Source organism: Nocardia suismassiliense, from assembly GCF_900269665.1.
GTDB lineage: Bacteria > Actinomycetota > Actinomycetes > Mycobacteriales > Mycobacteriaceae > Nocardia > Nocardia suismassiliense.
In genome coordinates, this window is record NZ_LT985361.1 from 330593 (window position 1) to 347851 (window position 17259).

At 67.4% G+C, this 17259-nt stretch carries 19 protein-coding genes; 10 read left to right on the top strand and 9 right to left on the bottom strand.

Going from position 1 to position 17259, the window contains the following annotated elements:
- Nucleotides 1-55: 55 nt before the first annotated feature.
- Together DBO33_RS01520 and DBO33_RS01525 are read left to right on the top strand one after the other, a co-directional pair.
- The gene (locus DBO33_RS01520; RefSeq protein ID WP_107653443.1) at nucleotides 56-610 is read left to right on the top strand and encodes a TetR/AcrR family transcriptional regulator; all 555 of its coding nucleotides are present in this window, start codon (nucleotides 56-58) and stop codon (nucleotides 608-610) included.
- A 55-nt stretch (nucleotides 611-665) separates the two neighbouring features.
- Nucleotides 666-1103, top strand: a complete 438-nt coding sequence (locus tag DBO33_RS01525; RefSeq protein WP_107653444.1) for a PaaI family thioesterase — start codon at nucleotides 666-668, stop codon at nucleotides 1101-1103.
- 161 nt (nucleotides 1104-1264) lie between these two features.
- On the opposite strand, the gene lon is transcribed toward DBO33_RS01525, so the two are convergent.
- From lon to DBO33_RS01545, 4 genes are all read right to left on the bottom strand, one after another.
- Entirely contained in the window at nucleotides 1265-3625 is a 2361-nt protein-coding gene (gene lon / locus DBO33_RS01530) for an endopeptidase La (protein ID WP_234391311.1), read from the bottom strand.
- A 158-nt stretch (nucleotides 3626-3783) separates the two neighbouring features.
- On the bottom strand, nucleotides 3784-4053 hold the full coding sequence (locus DBO33_RS01535) for a Txe/YoeB family addiction module toxin (RefSeq protein WP_325050685.1): 270 nt from the start codon (nucleotides 4051-4053) through the stop codon (nucleotides 3784-3786).
- Nucleotides 4054-4057: 4 nt separating this feature from the next.
- On the bottom strand, nucleotides 4058-4675 hold the full coding sequence (locus DBO33_RS01540; protein WP_107653447.1) for a type II toxin-antitoxin system Phd/YefM family antitoxin: 618 nt from the start codon (nucleotides 4673-4675) through the stop codon (nucleotides 4058-4060).
- Nucleotides 4676-4789: 114 nt separating this feature from the next.
- Nucleotides 4790-5356, bottom strand: coding sequence for a dihydrofolate reductase family protein (locus DBO33_RS01545; protein ID WP_107653448.1), 567 nt, complete (start codon nucleotides 5354-5356; stop codon nucleotides 4790-4792).
- Nucleotides 5357-5602: 246 nt separating this feature from the next.
- Here DBO33_RS01545 and DBO33_RS01550 point away from each other — a divergent pair, with 246 nt between their 5' ends.
- The gene (locus tag DBO33_RS01550; RefSeq protein ID WP_107653449.1) at nucleotides 5603-6145 is read left to right on the top strand and encodes a hypothetical protein; all 543 of its coding nucleotides are present in this window, start codon (nucleotides 5603-5605) and stop codon (nucleotides 6143-6145) included.
- 50 nt (nucleotides 6146-6195) lie between these two features.
- On the opposite strand, the gene DBO33_RS42535 is transcribed toward DBO33_RS01550, so the two are convergent.
- Nucleotides 6196-6369: a hypothetical protein gene (locus DBO33_RS42535; protein WP_159080095.1), complete on the bottom strand. Its 174-nt coding sequence runs from the start codon at nucleotides 6367-6369 to the stop codon at nucleotides 6196-6198.
- Between DBO33_RS42535 and DBO33_RS01555 the strand changes: the two genes are divergently transcribed.
- Nucleotides 6368-7186 carry a PrsW family intramembrane metalloprotease gene (locus DBO33_RS01555; protein WP_107653450.1) on the top strand — a complete coding sequence of 273 codons (819 nt, stop codon included), beginning with the start codon at nucleotides 6368-6370 and terminating at the stop codon, nucleotides 7184-7186. The genes DBO33_RS42535 and DBO33_RS01555 overlap by 2 nt on opposite strands.
- Nucleotides 7187-7190: 4 nt before the next feature.
- On the opposite strand, the gene DBO33_RS01560 is transcribed toward DBO33_RS01555, so the two are convergent.
- A complete protein-coding gene (locus DBO33_RS01560) occupies nucleotides 7191-7907 on the bottom strand; it encodes a cupin domain-containing protein (RefSeq protein ID WP_234390646.1) in 717 nt (238 codons plus the stop codon).
- Nucleotides 7908-8120: 213 nt separating this feature from the next.
- Here DBO33_RS01560 and DBO33_RS01565 point away from each other — a divergent pair, with 213 nt between their 5' ends.
- From DBO33_RS01565 to DBO33_RS01590, 6 genes are all read left to right on the top strand, one after another.
- Nucleotides 8121-9476 carry a hypothetical protein gene (locus tag DBO33_RS01565; protein WP_107653452.1) on the top strand — a complete coding sequence of 452 codons (1356 nt, stop codon included), beginning with the start codon at nucleotides 8121-8123 and terminating at the stop codon, nucleotides 9474-9476.
- Nucleotides 9477-9651: 175 nt separating this feature from the next.
- Complete coding sequence (locus DBO33_RS01570; RefSeq protein WP_107653453.1) at nucleotides 9652-10443, top strand: TIGR03084 family metal-binding protein; 792 nt, start codon at nucleotides 9652-9654, stop codon at nucleotides 10441-10443.
- Nucleotides 10444-10818: 375 nt separating this feature from the next.
- A complete protein-coding gene (locus DBO33_RS01575) occupies nucleotides 10819-11514 on the top strand; it encodes a hypothetical protein (RefSeq protein WP_159080096.1) in 696 nt (231 codons plus the stop codon).
- 21 nt (nucleotides 11515-11535) lie between these two features.
- The gene (gene lhgO, locus DBO33_RS01580; RefSeq protein WP_107653455.1) at nucleotides 11536-12735 is read left to right on the top strand and encodes an L-2-hydroxyglutarate oxidase; all 1200 of its coding nucleotides are present in this window, start codon (nucleotides 11536-11538) and stop codon (nucleotides 12733-12735) included.
- Nucleotides 12736-12897: 162 nt separating this feature from the next.
- On the top strand, nucleotides 12898-13368 hold the full coding sequence (locus tag DBO33_RS01585; RefSeq protein WP_107653456.1) for an SRPBCC family protein: 471 nt from the start codon (nucleotides 12898-12900) through the stop codon (nucleotides 13366-13368).
- Nucleotides 13369-13378: 10 nt separating this feature from the next.
- On the top strand, nucleotides 13379-13951 hold the full coding sequence (locus tag DBO33_RS01590) for a ribonuclease H family protein (RefSeq protein ID WP_107653457.1): 573 nt from the start codon (nucleotides 13379-13381) through the stop codon (nucleotides 13949-13951).
- 85 nt (nucleotides 13952-14036) lie between these two features.
- Here DBO33_RS01590 and DBO33_RS01595 read toward each other — a convergent pair whose 3' ends face one another.
- From DBO33_RS01595 to DBO33_RS01605, 3 genes are all read right to left on the bottom strand, one after another.
- A complete protein-coding gene (locus tag DBO33_RS01595; RefSeq protein WP_107653458.1) occupies nucleotides 14037-14864 on the bottom strand; it encodes a hypothetical protein in 828 nt (275 codons plus the stop codon).
- A gap of 132 nt (nucleotides 14865-14996) precedes the next feature.
- On the bottom strand, nucleotides 14997-16169 hold the full coding sequence (locus DBO33_RS01600; protein WP_107653459.1) for an MlaD family protein: 1173 nt from the start codon (nucleotides 16167-16169) through the stop codon (nucleotides 14997-14999).
- Complete coding sequence (locus DBO33_RS01605; protein ID WP_107653460.1) at nucleotides 16166-17257, bottom strand: MCE family protein; 1092 nt, start codon at nucleotides 17255-17257, stop codon at nucleotides 16166-16168. The genes DBO33_RS01600 and DBO33_RS01605 overlap by 4 nt, the downstream gene beginning before the upstream one ends.
- Between the last annotated feature and the right edge of the window lie 2 nt (nucleotides 17258-17259).

Here is a 17259-nt window from a genome sequence, read left to right on the forward strand (position 1 = left end):
CCGCATTGCCGATCCGACCATTGCGCTGTCCGAAAAACAGAACTAAATTCTGGTTATGAAGATTCGAGATCGGTTGCTGTTGGCAGCCGAGCGGCAGTTCGCGGAGCAGGGGGCGCTGGAAGCCACGCTGGCCCAGATCCGCGACGCGGCGGGCGCCAGCGTCGGCGCCCTCTACCACCACTTCCCGGACAAGGCGGACCTGTATCGGCAGGTCTGGGCGAACGCGCTCGTCGACTATCAGCAGCACTTCTGGGCAGCAGTCGGTGACAGCGCCGACGCCAGGGAGGGGATCACGGCGGGGGTACGGGAACACCTGCGCTGGGTGGCCGAGAATCAGTACCGGGCAAAGGTTCTCACCTCTGCCCGGCCGCCGGGGGTGCGGGAGAGCGACAGCAATCGCGAGTTCCTGCGCAATGTCGCGCGCTGGTGGCGCACGCACGCCGGATACGGCGTCGTGCGCGATCTGTCGTTCGATCTGGTGTACGCGCTATGGCTCGGGCCTGCGCAGGAGTACAGCAGGCAGTGGCTCGGCGGCGACATGCTCGCCGCGCCGACCGACGTCGCGGACGACCTCGCGGACGCGGCATGGCTTGCATTGCGCGCAGCCTGAAAAACGCTTCACCCCAACGACTATCGTGCTTCGGCGCGCGAACGAAGGACAACTGATGACCGCGACCATCGATATCGACCTCGCCAAGAAGGTCCTCGCCGCGCAACCCTTCGCCGAGCTGGTCGGCACCGAGATCGCCGAATTCGGCGACGGCACAGTCACTCTGGTGATCCCCATCCGCCCCGAACTCGGCCAGCAGTTCGGCTTCGTGCACGGCGGCGTGCTGTCCTACGCGGCCGACAACGCGCTTACCTTCGCCGCAGGCACCGCCCTCGGCCCCAACGTGCTGACCGGCGGCTTCACCATCACCTACCTCCGCCCCGCCGCAGGTCAGCGGCTACGCGCCGTCGCCACCGTCACCGGCGCCACCCGCCGCCAAGCCGTGGTCCGCTGCGAGATCTACGCCGAGGACGCCGACAGCGAGCCCGTGCTGTGCGCGGTCGCGCAGGGCACCACCAGGTCGGTCGAGCGCGAACTGACAAGTCGCGCTTGATACCCGCCGGCACCGGGCAGCGCGGGGTTGCCCGGTGCCGGGTCGCCGCCGTGCAGAAGTGCTCGGGGCAGCGTCTGGCGGGCACTTCGCGGGTCAACGAAAGCTCTTGCACCGCAAAAGAAAAGGCCGGGCACCCCAGGTACCCGGCCTTTTCTCCTTCGTCAGGCGGTGGCCGCGAAAGCCCGGCTGTCCAGGGCCGGTTCGGCGACCGGCTCGATGGCGTAGGCCAGGATGTCGGCCACGTCACCGACGGGGCGGACATCCAGTGCGGCAAGCACTTCGGCCGGGACGTCGTCCAGGTCCGGCTCGTTGCGGGCCGGGATGAACACCGTCTTCAGGCCGGCCCGCTGCGCGGCGAGCAGCTTCTGCTTGACGCCGCCGATCGGCAGCACCCGTCCGTTCAGCGTGACCTCACCGGTCATGCCGACATCGGCGCGCACCTGCCTGCCCAGCGCCAGCGACACCAGGGCGGTGACCATGGTGACGCCCGCCGACGGTCCGTCCTTGGGCACCGCGCCCGCCGGGAAGTGCACGTGGATATTGCGATCCAGCACCGACGGCTCGATGCCGATCTCCTCCAGGTGCGAGCGTACGTAGGTCAGCGCGATCTGCGCGGACTCCTTCATCACGTCGCCGAGCTGGCCGGTCAGGGTCAGCGAACGCTCACCCTCCGCGGCGTTGGCCTCGATGTAGAGGACGTCGCCGCCGAGACCGGTGACCGCGAGTCCGGTCGCCACACCCGGCACCGCGGTGCGTTCCACCGAGTCGGGGGTGAAGCGCGGGCGGCCCAGGTACTCCTTCAGATCGCCCAGGTCGATCGTCAGCGCCTGCTTCGCCGCGCTCTCGGACTTGACCAGCGCGTCGTAGCCCAGCTCGGCGTCGTAGCCGAGATCCGCTGTGCCCGAGTCGGTCCCGACCTCGGACAGGCGAGTCGCGGCCTTGCGCAACGCCTTCGCGATCAACCGCTCCATCTGCCGCACCCCGGCCTCCCGGGTGTAGTTGGCGGCGATCTCGCGCAGCGCCGCGTCGGTGACGGTCACCTCGTCGGTGGTCAGCGCGTTGCGTTCCAGCTGCCTCGGCACCAGGAAGTCGCGGGCGATGTCGACCTTGTCGTCCTCGGTGTAGCCGTCCACGGTGATCAGTTCCATCCGGTCCAGCAGCGGGCCGGGGATGGTCTCCATGACATTGGCGGTCGCGATGAACAGCACGTCGGACAGGTCGAGATCCAGGTCCAGGTAGTGGTCGCGGAACGTGTGGTTCTGCGCCGGATCCAGCACCTCGAGCAGCGCGGCCGCCGGGTCACCCCGGAAGTCCGAGCCCACCTTGTCGATCTCGTCCAGCAGGACAACGGGATTCATCGAACCCGCCTCCTTGATCGCGCGGACGATCCGGCCGGGCAGCGCGCCGACGTAGGTGCGCCGGTGGCCACGGATCTCCGCCTCGTCGCGCACGCCGCCGAGGGCGACCCGGACGAACTTGCGGCCCATCGCGCGGGCCACGGATTCACCGAGCGAGGTCTTGCCGACACCGGGCGGACCGACCAGCGCGAGCACCGCGCCGGAACCGCGTCCACCGACGACCTCCAGCCCACGCGCGGCCCGCCGGGAACGCACCGCCAGGTACTCGACCATGCGGTCCTTGACCTCGTCCAGGCCGTGGTGATCGGCGTCCAGCACCGCGCGGGCGGCCGAGACGTCGGTGCTGTCGGTGGTGCGCACCGTCCACGGCAGCTCCAGCACCGTGTCGAGCCAGGTCCGGATCCAACCGGATTCCGGGCTCTGATCGCTGGCCCGCTCCAGCCTGCCGACCTCGCGCAGCGCCTCGGCGCGCACGTTGTCCGGCAGGTCGGCCTGCTCGACCCTGGTGCGGTAGTCGTCGGCGCCGTCCGGCTCGTCCTCGCCGAGTTCCTTGCGGATCGCGTTGAGCTGCTGGCGCAGCAGGAACTCGCGCTGGCTCTTCTCCAGTCCCTCGCGCACGTCGTCGCTGATCTTCTCGGTGACCTCGGCCTCGGCGATGTGGTCCTTGGTCCACTCGATCAGCGTCTTCAACCGCTGGGTGACGTCCGGGGTTTCCAGCAGTTCACGCTTCTGATCGTCGGTCAGGTACGGCGCGTAACCCGCGGTGTCGGCGATCGCCGACGGGTCGCTCAGCTGATTGACCGCGTCGATGATCTGCCAGGCCTCGCGGCGCTGCAGCACCGAGACGACCAGCTTCTTGTACTCGGCGGCCAGCTCTTTCGTCCGGCCGTCCGGGGTGGGGACCTCGACCGGCTCCGCCTCGACCCACAGCGCGGCGCCCGGCCCGGTCACCCCGTGCCCGATCTTGGCCCGCCGTTCGGCCTTCAGTACGGCCGCCGGTGCGCCGCCGCGCATCCGGCCGACCTGTTCGATGGTGGCGACCACGCCGTAGGTGGCGTAGCCCTCGGTCAGCCGCGGCGCGAGCAGCACGGCATCGGTCTTCGCGGCGCGCGCGGCGTCGATGGCGGCCTGCGCCGATTCGTCCAGTTCGATGGGCACGACCATGCCCGGCAGCACGATCGGATCGGTCAGGAACAGCACCGGCAGGTTCTGTGGTGTAGTCACGTGTTCGACCCTTCCAAAAGTTGAGCGATACCAACTCAACCCCACCCCCAGCCCCTTTGTTCCGAACTTTTGCCACGTTCGCTGTCGGCGAATCTCAGCTAGTCGTCGTAGTGGCTGCCCACCTGCACAACGACGATCTCGGTATCGCTGACGTAATAGACCAACCGGTGCTCCTGGCTGATCCGTCGCGACCAGTGCCCGGCGAGCTGATGCCGCAGCGGCTCGGGTTTGCCGATCCCAGCGAACGGATCAGCGAGCACGGCGTTGATCATCTTGTTCGCCGCCTTCAGTACCGCGCGATCCCTGGCCAGCCAGGATGAATAGCTACGCCACCCCTGGGCGGTGAATGTCAGCTTTCGATCGGGCACGCCATCACGCCTTCCCTCGACGTGGATGTGCACCTCGGTGGCTCGTGGTCGTGTCGTCCGGCTCGTCCGCCCCCACCGACAGCAATTCATCCGTGGCGGCGATTCGATCCCACTCATCCATAAAACGCCTGAAGCGATCCGCGGAACTGGTTCCGCCGACGTCGTCACCCAAGAATTTCTCAGCGATTGCCCACAGCTTCGCGCCTTGTACCACCGCGTATCGCCGCGCACCCTCGACCAGAAGCTTGTCCGGAACGTCGTCGCCGGTCTCCGGTTCGTTGCGGAATGCCTTGGGCTCGATCGCCAAGATCACGTCACCGCGCCGGAGCGTGAAAGCACGAGCCGGCCGTTCCGCCGCCGACGTCTCCTCGTCCGGGTCGATCAGGGCGTGAGCTTCCGTGCGCCCCTCACGAGCGTCTCGAGCGGAGGCCAGCAGTTGCGCACCGCCGTGGGTCTGGAGCACATACAACGTCTCCATGATCGAATTCCAATCGGACTCGGCCATGAGCACGGCGTTCTCACCGGTCTTCGTCACCACGGTCACTTGATCGTGGTCTTCATTGACCTTCTTCACCAGTCCGAACAGGTCCTGACGAACTGTGGAGATCGGTAGCGCTGACATCGGCAATCACCCTTCAAAGTCGTACGACATATCGTACACCTACTTTGTACAACATGTCGTACCACTTGTAGCGGTGGCCGGGAAACTCAATGCCGGACACCGTCGCTGCCGTGCTCAGGCGCTCTTCGGGGCGTAGTGGAGGGCGGTGATGCCGCAGTCGAAGGGGGTTGCGGCGACGGTACGGAGGGGTTGGTAGGTGCCGGGGGCGAAGACGGGGAGGCCGGTGCCGATGGCGGTGGGATTGACGAAGAGGTGGAGTTCGTCGATGAGTTCGGCGGCGATCAGGTTGGCGGCGAGGGTGGCGCCGCCGTAGACGATGAGGTCGCCGCCGGGCTGGGACTTGAGGTCGGTGACGGTTTTGGTGAGGTCACCGCCGGCGATGGTGGTGTTGGGCCAGGGGGATTCGGTGAGGGTGTCGGAGAAGACGATCTTGGGGGTGTTGTTCATCCAGTCGATGGTTTCCTGGTCCTCGCCGTCGGCCTCGGTGCGGTTGGCCCAGACCGGGATGAAACCCTCGGCGAGGTTGCGGCCGAGCACGATGGTGTCGACCGAGGCCATCACGTTCTTGATGTAGGCGCCGACGTCGTCGGTCCAGGGGAAGGTCATCCAGTCCATCTCGCCGTTCGGGCCGCCCATGTAGCCGTCGGCGGTGGTCTGGACCTGGAGCTTGAGCTTGCGCATGAGGTGCTTCCTTTCGAGGGGCGAATCCGGTTCCGAACCCGCCGTGCTGGTGTGTCTCTACTGTGCTGGAACCGGTTTACGGATTGTTTACGGTCTGCTGCGGATCCGCACGAACAGGGCATTCGAGACGGCCGGGTTCCCGGGGAAATGCTGCGAACTGGCTTACCGTGGAGGCGACTGCACCGCTGGTCGGCGGCAGTTTCTCGGCTAGAGCGCGCCATCGAGTGAGAACGCCGAGGGGAGCACATGAGCCAGCCGATCCGCACCGGCAACGACTGGAAGCAGGCCGGGCTGGTGCTCGCGGTGGTCGCGGCACTGCTCGTGGTCCCCTCGGTCGTCGCCGCGCTCGTACCGGTCAGGGAGACCGCGGTCGCCCCGGACAGCGAGATCGAATTGACCGCGCCGGGAACGGAACCGGACACCGTCGCCTTCGGCGGGGTGGGCGGCTGGCAGCGCAGACCGACCGGCGACCAGACGACCGCCGTGCTCATAGCGCCGGATGGTTCGCGACTCGCGGTCAGCGTGATCGACGGGGTCACGGACTTCCCCGAAGCCACCGAGTGGCGACGAAAAGTGCTGGGCGTGCAGGGTTTCGACGCCTACTTCGACGGCGGCGAGGTCACGACACCGAACGGCTTCAGCGGGCCGACCTGCCGCGGCACCGATAGGACGGGGGTCTGCGCCATTCTCGGCAACGACAATCTGGCGGTCACCCTGGTACTCATCGGCGACGACGCCACGCTGCCCGAGCTGGCCCCGGTGCTCGACTCACTGACGGTGCGCCGATGAGCTGGTTCCAGCCGAAATCAGCGCTGTGGTGGGTATATTGCCTGACCTCGCTACTCGGCGTGGTCGGGCTCGCACTCCAGTTGGCTCCGGTCGCCGCGCTGACCTGGCGCGACATCCTGGTCGGCCTGCCGTTCACACTGGCGACCCTGGTCGTATTCGGCTGGCTGGTCCTGCATTTGGATCGGCTCCGCGCACACCCGGCGGATCAGGACACCCCTCGTCATGGGCTTCGCCTGGGGTGCGCTGGCCGGCCCCGGCATCGCCCTCTTCGCCAACGACCACAACATGCGCATCATTCAGAACCTGGCCGGTGACGCGTTCGCCATGGACTGGCAGGCCCCGATCTCCGCCGCGCTCGTGGAGGAGGCGGTCAAAGGGATCGGCGTCTTCGCCGTCGCGTGGCTCGGCAAGCCGCTGCTGAATCGGCCGATCCATGGGCTGCTGCTCGGCGGCTGCACCGGCCTCGGCTTCCAGGTGGTCGAGAACATCACCTACTCGGCCAACGCCGGATTGCTCTCGGCACAGCACAATCCGGCGAACGCGCTGCTGGTCGGCTTCGTGCGGCTGCTCACCGGGATCACCTCGCACTGGATGCTGACCGCCCTGGCGGGTATCGGCATCGTGCTCGCGGTGGCCCGCGCGGATTGGCCGGTCAGGCGGCGCGCGCAGGTCTTCGGCCAGTTCTATCTGCTCGGTGCCGCACTGCATTTCGGCTGGGACGCGCCGAGCCCGGCGAGCATCCCGGTCGGCTCGATCGCGGCGCGCACGATCCTGTACATCCTGATCTTCGCCGTCGTCTACACCTGGGTGCTGCGCACCGAACGGCACTGGTTCCGCGCGGTGGTGGGCTGGGCAGTGACCCGAGGGATCGCACCGGCCGGCGAACTCAGCACCTTGATTTCCCGGCAGAGCAGACGCCGAGCCCGCAACGCGGAACGGCTGGGTGGTAACTACAACCGTCGCAACCTGTTGCGCCGGCAGCGCACGCTGCTCGACTGGGTCCAGGAGACCGGCGCGCGATCCGGTATCCGGGTGCCCTGACGCACTACGCGCGTTTGGTGATCACCACCGGCTTCGCCTCCGTGGGGACCGCACCGAACGCCGCGACCGGCACCCCGAACGCGGCGGCCAGTATTTCGCGCGGCAGCGAATTCACGGTGGCCACAATGCCGATGTCGTCGTTGGGTTCCTGGGCGCTGGTATTGAAGACCACCAGCACCTGCAGGGGTTGCTCGGTGCTCGAGTTGGCGAAGTAGTGGAAGAAGCCCTGCGGCACGAACACCAGATCACCCTGCTTCGCCTCGAAGGCGTCGTTGCGATAGGTGCCGTCGGGGTGGGTGCCCAGAATCGTCCAGTCGGCCTTGCCGGAGATGATGTAGTTGAGCTCCCACGCCGTCGGATGCCAGTGCGGCTCGCGCAGTCCGCCGATCTCGAGTTCCACGTAGTACACCGACGCCTGCTGACCCGTCAGCACCGGGAAGGTGCCCTCATGGGCGCCGCGTAAGGTGCCGCCGTCGTATCGGTTCGGCTCGGCCGAGGTGAGCCGGAACAGATGCGACTCGGTGTCGAGCTTCGTATTCGCGTCCGACGCGGGCGTCGCGCTGCCGTGCTCGGCCCTGGCCGCCCCGCCCACCGTCGCGGCGAGCGCCCCGCCGATTGCCGCGCCACCGAGGGCGGCGCCGGTGCCGATCACCCGGCGCCTGCTCAGCCGGGCCTCGTCGTCCTCGGCCGGTAGGTCTTCGGGCACTGGCTTTTCGGACACGCGACCTCCTGCGACGTCGGCGGTCCGCGACCGCACGAAGGGGATGCCATGCTCACGCCCAGGGCCGGCTCGGGCGCGCTCATGGTAGCCCCACGATGTGATCGCAACCCCTATCCCGCGCCGCGTTGACACTCGCTCCGGCGCAATGACAATGTTGGGGCCTTGATACCTCATACCGGCGGTTCCGCCGGTTCGGCCTAGGGAGATCCATCGATGAGTTCACTCGCCGCCGGCGTGTTCATCGATTGGGAGGATCTGACAGGCCAGTCCAAGTTCGTGGTCGATCTGGTGACGTTCCCGATCTTCAGCGCGCTGGCGGGCTGGCTGACCAACTGGACCGGCGTGCTGATGTTGTTCTGGCCGGAACGATTTCGCGGCGTCCACATTCCCGGACTGCACCTGTTGTATCCGTACTTCCCGCGCCGGGTGCAGGTGCTGCCGACGTTCTCCGGCGACGGTCGCCGGCTCGGCTTCCAGGGATTCATCCCGGCCAGGGCCGAGAAGATGGCCAGCATCTGCGTCGACAAGGCGCTGATGCGGATCGGCAGCCCGCGCGATTTCATCCACGAACTCGACCTGGACGGCATCGCCGACTATGTCGCGGTGCTGGCCCGTAAACAGGTGCAGCCGCTGGTCGACGAGCTGATGAACCGGGAGAACCCCGACCTGTGGCGTTCGGTGCCACGCGCCGCGAAGCAGGTCATCTATCAACGGGTGGATCGGGAGATGCCCGCGCTGTCGCGGCGCGCGTTCGAATCATTGGGCGACAATGTCGATCAGCTCATCGACATCAAGAGCTTCGTCATCCGGTACCTGCAGGACAACCCCGGCATCCTGAAGGATTTGACCACCACGATCGCGGCGCCGGAGCTGCGCTTCATGGTCCGGATCGGGCTGCTCGGCGCGCCGTTCGGCCTGCTGCTCGCGCTGTATCTGCATGTGCACCACCGCATTCCGGTGTTCGGCTGGGTGCCTGGCTGGGTGATCGTGCTGCTCGCCTCGGCGGCGATCGGCGTGATCGTCAATGTCATCGCGGTCAAGATGGTGTTCGAGCCGGGCGACCCGCAGCCCTGGTACAAGTACCTGTGGCGGCAGGCGCTGCTGGCCAAACGGCAGCCGCAGGCGGCGACCGACCTCGCGCACATCCTCGCCTACCAGGTGCTCACCCTGCCGAACCTGTCGAAGGAACTGCTCGACGGACCCAACGGCGACAAGACCCGTCAGCTGCTGGAACGGCTGATCTCCGACGAGATCCACCGGCAGCTCGGCCCGACCACCTCGTTCGTCCGCGCGGCCCTCGGGCGCCGCCAGTTCGACAATCTCAAGGCGGGCGCGGCCGGGGCCGCCGTCGGGCTCGCGCCGACCCTGGTGGAGGACGCGGAGTTCACCCGGGAGCAGGCCAAGACCATCGACGTATTCGCGGCGCGCAAGCTGCGGCAGTTGACGCCGGGGGAGTTCATGGAGATGTTCTATGCCTCGGTCGAGCAGGACGCCTGGCTGCTCTATCTGCACGGCGCGGTGCTCGGGCTGGTCGTCGGCGCCTCGCATCTGATCGTTTTCGGCTGGTAGACAGCGCTTCTGCGGCCTCAGCAAAAATACAAGCACGCGTGCTTGCATTTTTCTGTGGCCGCTGCGATGCTGGACCGCGACAGCACACGACGTGGTGTGCGTGCACAGGCGTGCGTGACGCTCGGCGGCGACGACCCGCACGAGTCCGTGCACCCCGCGATGAGGCAGGGAACAGATGGCTGACCTGGAAGCGCTGCTCAACGACTTCGCCGGCGAGTGCGCGGATCTGGAAGGAATCGTCGCCCCGCTGGCGGCGGCCGACTGGGCCCGCGCCACCCCCGCACCCGGCTGGACCATCGCCCATCAGATCGGCCATCTGGCCTGGACCGACGAGGTCGCGACGCTCGCCGCCGCCGATGCGGACCGTTTCCAGCAACTGGTCGTCGAGGCCGCGCCGAAGGCCGCGACCTTCGTCGACGAGGCCGCCGAGGAAGCGGCGACCGCACCGCCCGCGGAGCTGCTGGACCGGTGGCATCGCGGCCGCAAGTCGCTCACCGACGCCCTGCGCGCCGTCCCCGCGGGCAGCAAGCTGCCCTGGTTCGGCCCGCCGATGAGCGCGGCCTCCATGATCACCGCCCGCATCATGGAAACCTGGGCGCACGGCCAGGACGTGGCCGACGCTCTCGGCGTCGTTCGCACACCGACCGAACGACTGCGCACCGTGGCCCACATCGGCGTGCGAACCAGGAACTTCGCCTACACCGTGCACGGAAAGACGCCGCCCACCGAGGAATTCCGGGTGGAACTCACCGCACCCGACAGCACGATCTGGTCGTGGGGTCCGGCGGACGCCGCGCAGCGCGTGACGGGATCCGCCCTCGATTTCTGTTTGTTGGTGACCCAGCGCCGCCATCCGGACGATTTGGCGATCGAGGCGGTCGGCGCGGACGCGGCAGAGTGGCTCACCCTCGCACAGGCCTTCGCCGGACCGACGGGAACGGGACGGACCGCAGGTCAGTTCGCCTGAAGAGGCGACAACGGCCGGATGCGAACATCCGGCCGTTGCCGACACCCGACCCGATCCATGAGATAGGGGAGCGGGCGAGCGCCACACTTGGGTGCGCCGTTCGTGTCGGCCGGACGCCATTGGCCGGGTGTCTCGATGTGGCAGTCGAGGATGACGCTCGCCAGCAAAGTTTATTTACCCCCACTCGAGGCGCTGGAAACATAAAGCACCCCGCGGATCGGCCTACTGTTTGCCGGCGGTCCGCGATGTGGACTGTGATTCTGATCTCCCCGAGGCGGTACCCCCGCAGGCTGCGCCGTAACCTGGACAACTGTACGGCTTTCAACGATGCGGGCCGGCTGCCAGGGGGAGCAGGGGCACAGGAAGGACCGCATCGTGACAAGAAACAAGCATGCCCAGATCGCTCGGCACGCCGCGATCGTTCTCGCGGGTGCCGCCAGTCTCAGCCTCACCGTGGTCGCGGGCACCTACATCGTGCACCAGATGGCCGACATCAACCGGCCCGGCGGCGCCCTCGCCGCACCACCCGCGCAAACGATCGAGGATTCGGCGAACGATCCCGAATGGGTGGACACCGTGCTGACCGGCGGCAGCTTCGAACTGCCCCCGACATACTTCCGGCCTTCGCACGACATGGTCGTTCCGGTGCCGAAGGCGGCTGACCCACAGCCTTATTCGTTGCCCGCGCCGCGGCCGGCCACCGTCGGCGGCACGCTGCTGCTCGGCGACGCCTATTTCCACGCGCAGGTCACCGCCGCACCCACCGATACGATCGCCATCACCCTGGGCACCAACGCCCGCACCGTGCTGACCGGCGACCCGAACCGGGAACGACTCGACGACCGCGCGGACAGCACCGAGTTGCGCACCGAATTCGACACGCGCAGTGGTGCGGTGGTGCTGATGCTGACCGACCCGTCACTCGGCGACCACGACCTGCGCTTCGAGCGAAACCCGGCCCCGAAGTCCGCGCCGGTCCCCGCGCCGAGTACCGAGTCGACCACCGCGCCGACGAAGCAGACACCCAGCGCGAGCACCCGGCGCGGCCCGGAACCCGCCGTCTCGGTATAACTCTCGGCCTACTGTTCTCGTATGCCGAACAGCACCTACGACTTCTGCGTGATCGGCGGCGGCATCGTCGGGGTGGCCACGGCGCATCGACTTTTGCAGCGGCATCCGGGGGCGACTCTGGTGCTGCTGGAGAAGGCCGCCGCGCTGGCCACCCACCAGACCGGGCACAACAGCGGCGTCATCCATTCGGGCATCTACTATCCGCCGGACAGCCTGAAGGCTCGGCTGTGCCGCCGCGGCGCCCGCTGGACCAAGGAATTCGCTGCGGCACAAAACATTCCCTTCGAGGTCTGCGGCAAGCTGCTGGTCGCCACCGATGCGGCCGAACGGCAACGGATGCTGGCATTGCACGAGCGTTCGGTCACCAACGGGGTCGCGGTCGAGCTGCTCGACGCCGCCGAGCTGCATCGGCGCGAGCCGCGGGTGACCGGGGTCGGCGCGCTGTTCGTGCCGGACACCGGCATCATCGACTACACCGCGATCACCACCGCATTGGCCGATGAGGTCCGCCGGGCAGGCGGGCAGCTGGTCCTCGGCGCTGAGATCACCTCGCTGGCCGAGACCGCCGCCACGGTGACCGCGGCGGGGCCGACCGGCTCGTGGACCGCACGCACCCTCGTGGTGTGCGCGGGCCTGCAAGCCGATCGCATGGCTCGAATGGCGGGCCTGCGCAAGGATTTCCGGATCGTGCCGTTTCGCGGCGAGTACTACCAGTTGCCGCCGGAGCGGGCGGGGCTGGTGCGCACGTTGATCTATCCGATCCCCGATCCCACGCTGCCGTTCCTCGGCGTGCATCTGAGCCCAACCATCGACGGCGCGCTGACCGTCGGCCCGAACGCGGTGCTCGGCCTGGCCAGAGAGGGTTATCGCAAGGGCAGTTTCGACGCCAGGGACGCGCGAGCGGTGCTCGGTTTCCCCGGCGTGCACCGGGTGGCCGCGGCGAATGTGCGCACCGGTCTGCGTGAATTACGCAATTCGCTGTTCAAGCGCGGCTATCTGGCCGAGTGCCGGCGGTACTGCCCCGAGCTGACGCTCGCCGATCTGCGGCCACGCGAGGCGGGCATTCGCGCGCAGGCGGTGTTGCGCGACGGCACCCTGGTGCACGACTTCATGATCGAGCGCACCGCGCGCTCGGTGCACGTGCTCAACGCACCGTCCCCGGCGGCCACCTCCGCGATGCCGATCGCCGAGTACATCGTCGATCAGCTGGCCAGCACCTAGAACACGACCGACCGGTCCAATACTGCGCTTGACCAGCGCAGGGCAACCGAGCAACCGTCCGGTCGCAGTGTGAAAAACCGCCGCACCGAATACCGCCCAACCCTCCAATAAAGAGGAGTTCTGTAGTACTTTTAACGCCAGTCGTGGAACCGGGAGGGCCTCATGGGCCGTATCAAGTACGCGAGTGACGTCGGAGCGCCTGTCGAGGTCGCCTTCACCTATACGGACAACCATCTGTTCGTACCGGATTGGATGTTCGCGGTCGCCGACTTCGAACCGACCGGTGAGCTCGACTCCGGCCTGGGCGCGATGTACGCGACCACCGCCCGGCTGATGCTGTGGCGGCCGACGATGACATGCGAGGTCACCGAATATCGGCGCAACGTGGTGATCGGGTATACGCTGCGTGGGCGTTTGTCCGGGACCCTGACGCTGCGCTTCGATCCGCTCGGATACGGGCGGTCGGTGCTGACGTCCGAGGCGGAGTACAGCCCCCCGCGTGGCTTGGCGGGGCGGCTCTGTGTCGGTCTGGTGGATTCCGCCGTCAAATCGGCGCTCCGCCGCACCGAGTCCCAATTGCGAAGGGAGATAGAAGAATTCCACGGTACCGATCTTGTCGGTCGGATTGCGTAGGGTGCCAGCCATGATCATCGTGAGCACCGACGGATCCTGCCTCCGCAACCCCGGCGGCGCCATCGGCTGGGCTTGGGTCAATCATCAGGGCTCCTCGCTGAGCGGCGGTGCCGCCTCCGGCACCAACCAGGTCGCGGAGCTACGCGCGGTGCTGGAGGCGATTCTCGCCCATCCCGGCTCCGAACCCCTACTGATCGAAAGCGATTCGCTCTACGCGATCAAGTGCGCGTCGGAGTGGATCTCCAGTTGGCGACTCAACGGCTGGCGCACCTCGAGCGGCGGCGCCGTGAAGAACGTCGAACTCATCCGGCAGATCGACAAAACGATCGCCAGCAGGCCCGGGCCCGTCCGGTTCCGTTGGGTCCGTGGACATGTCGGCAACTACTTCAACGAGCAGGCCGACGCGCTTGCCGGAGAAGCGGCTCGGAAGGCCGCCGCGACAGCGGCTGTCGCCGAGGCGAACACCGCGGAAATCCCCGCGGTGCTGGTGGAAGAAACGCCGGCGGCGCCGGAAGCGCCACGAGAGCAGGCCGCGGGGAAGGCGGCCGCGCCGTCGGCGCCGCAGACACTGACGCTGTTCTGATCGGTGCGCGACCAGATCGAATGACCTCCGGCGGTGGTGGTTCGCCCCACCGCCGGAGGCGCTCGTCAGATTTACGACCGCAGGGCTAGTTACCCGGCTGCGGGGCAGGCTGCCCGCTCGGTGCCGGCGCGGGCGCAGGTGCGGGGGCCTCGCCCGGCACGGGCGCACCCGGAGCGCCGGGCAGCCCGGTGCCCGCACCCTTCAGCATCGGCGAATCGAGCTTCTCGACCAGCCACTTGTCCCCGGACTTGGTCAGCTGCGCGACCACCACGACGAACTGCCGTTCCGGCGTCGACTGGGTGAAGTTGGTCCGGAACTGGGTGAGCGTGACGAGCACCTTGGCCTCGGTCTTGTCACCGGACTGGTAGCCGCACTGCACGTCGTCGACCCAGGACTTGACCTGCGCCTGCACCATCGCGTCCTTGAGCGCCTTGGTCGCGTCGTCGAACTCCTTGAGGAATTCGCCGCTCGCCCCGGACTTCACCTTGGTGAAGTAGTCGTCCAGGTTCTTGGTGTAGTCGTAGACCGAGACGTCCTTGCCGAAGGTGCAGGCGGCCTGCGTCGAGTCACGGATCGCGTCCAGCTTCTCGCCACGGTCCTTGCCCTGCAGGAAGAACACCACCACCGCGGTGATCGCGGCCACCGCCAGGACACCCGCCGCGAACGCAGCGATCAGCGGCAGCGAGGCGGACCGCTTCGCGCCGGCCGGACCACTCGCCGTCGCACCGGCCTCCGACGCTGCCTTCTTCTCGGCCGCGGGCTTCTTGTCGGCCGCCACCTTCTTCTCGGTCGCTGCCGGTTCTGTCTTCGACAGCTCAGGCTTCGCCGCAGCCGCGGCGGACTTCTCGGTCGCAGCGTCCTCGGTCACCGCGTCCTCGGCGTCCTTGTTGGTGTCAGCGTCATCGGTGGACATCGATACAAACCTGCACTTTCCCGGCGCGCGGGCGCACCGATCGACTGACGGGCCCGCATCTCGGGCGTACCGTACGCGTTCTCTCGGCGAGTATGCCCGGACCCACGGCCGCACCGCGGGACCGGGTACAACTCACTTGATCGGGGGCAGGGTCCGTTCGTTCGGATCCACACCCGGCGGCATATGCGCGCCGTTGTTCGGCACATTCGGGCGCGGTGCGTTGGCGGCGCCACGGATCTCCTGGCCGGGCGGCGGATTCTCACAGTAGTTCCATTTGGGAATCGAGCCGTCCTGGATGACCTCGTTGCGCAGCTGCGGCGTGTTGTAGGTGCAGAACGGCCGCGGCCAGATGTCCAGGATCGCGTGGAATTCGCCGTCGTGGGCAGGCACACCCAGCGCGTCCGCACCCAGCGCGAGCGAGGGGAACAGCGCGCGCAGGGCGGGCAGCCGCAACTGCGCGGCCTTGGTCATCGCCGCGAAATTGGTGGCCAGGCTGGTGATCGGATCACTGGTCTTGTCCAGCACCGCGCCGAGACTGGCCAACTGCCCCGGTGCCCGCTCGAGAATGCCCTGCAGTTCGGCGTTGGCGTTGTTGAACTGGTTGAACAGCGCGCCGGAATTGCGGGTCAGGGTGCCGAGGTCGGGCTGGGCGTTGGAGGTGGTGTTCGCGATGGTGCGCAGGTTCGCGATCAGGTTGGTGGTCTGCGGCAGCAGATTGTCGAAGCCGGCCATGGCCAGGCTGATGCCATTGACCATGCCGCGCAACTGATCCGGGCCACCACTGAGCGCGATGTCGAGCTCGTGCAGGATGACGCCGAACTTGTCCGGATCGACCTGCGCGATCAGCGCGCTGGCGTTGTCCAGGACCGACCAGACCGGGGTCGGCGTCTTGATCTTGGCCGCATCGTATTTGATCACCGCGCCGTCGCCGAGGAACGGCGACTGCTCGCTGGCCGGGCGGAAGTCGATGTACTGCTCGCCCGCGCCGGAGAGCGCCTGCACCGAGATCGCGGTATCCACTGGGATCTTGTACTTGCTCTCGATCTCCGCCGCCGCGGCGATGGCTTGGCCGCGGTCGGTCAGCTCGATCGAGGTGACCTTGCCGACCCGATAGCCACGCAGGGTCACATCGTTGCCCGGCTGCAGACCGCCGGAACGATCCAGATTCACCGTGACGGTGTAGGTGGACTTCAACGGATTGACCCGCATGATGCTGATCATCAGATAACTGGCGCCGATGACGAACACCAGCACCAGGCCGATGGTCGACAGCACCAGCTTGTGCTGCATCAGTTTCGCGATCATCGGTGGCCACCCTCCACCCGGTTCTGCACTATCTGCAGCACCTGGATCAGGCTGCCCGCCAGATCCTGCACATCGCGCAGATCATGCAGGCCGCCGTGCTGCGGGTCGGTCACCGCGCTGAGGTCGAGGTTGGTCAGGGTGGCGTAGACGGCGAAGCTCTTGCCCTTGAAGGTCGCGTCGACCTTCGGCCGGATCTCGCGCGCCCGATCGAGCAGGATGCCGAGGTTGTCACCGGTGGCGGCCAGCGCGTCCATCAGCGCGCGGGTGTTGTCGAGCAGGCTGCCCAGCTGCTGGCCGGAGGTGTCCGCGTAGTCACCGAGCGCCGCACTGGTGGTCGACACCTTGGTCAGCAGATCACCGATGGCCCGGTTGTTCTCGGCGATGGCGCCGATCATCTGGGGCAGCGTGTCGGCCACCTGGCCGAGCTCGGCGCGCCGGGACTCGATGGTGTTGGCCAGCGCGCTGAATTCGTTCAGCACGCTGTCGACCTTCGCCGAGTTGGCGTTCAAACTGCCGACCACACCGGTCATTTCGGTGATCAGATGGGCCAACTGGCCGCCGCGGCCGCCCACGATCGAGTCCAGCTCCGAGGTGAGCTTGGCGAGGCTGGCGACGCCACCACCGTTGAACAGCATCGAGATCGAGATCAGCAACTGCTCGACGGTGGCGCCCGCCGAGGTCTTGTCGAGGCCGAGCGTGTCACCGCTGCGCAGCATCTCGGTGCCCGGCTCGGTCTTCGGCTTGGACACCGCGATGAACACGTCACCCAGTGGCGTGGCCTGCCGCAGTTCGGCGGTGCTGTTCTTGGGCAGCTCGATGTCTTTGCTGATCGTCAGGTCGACGACGGCCTGGAAATTCTTGGTCTTGATATTGGAGACCACGCCGACATCCGAGCCGCCGATCTTCACCTTCGCCTGGTCCGGCAGGTTCAGCGCGTTCTCGAAAACGGCGTGCACGGTGTAGGTTTCGCCGGAAACACCGGGCTTGGGCAGCGGCAGCTTCTCCACCGTGAGACCACACCCGGAGGTGATGCCCACACCCGCCACCGCCGCGACCGCGATCAGTGCGCGGCGTGCCTTGATCGTCATTC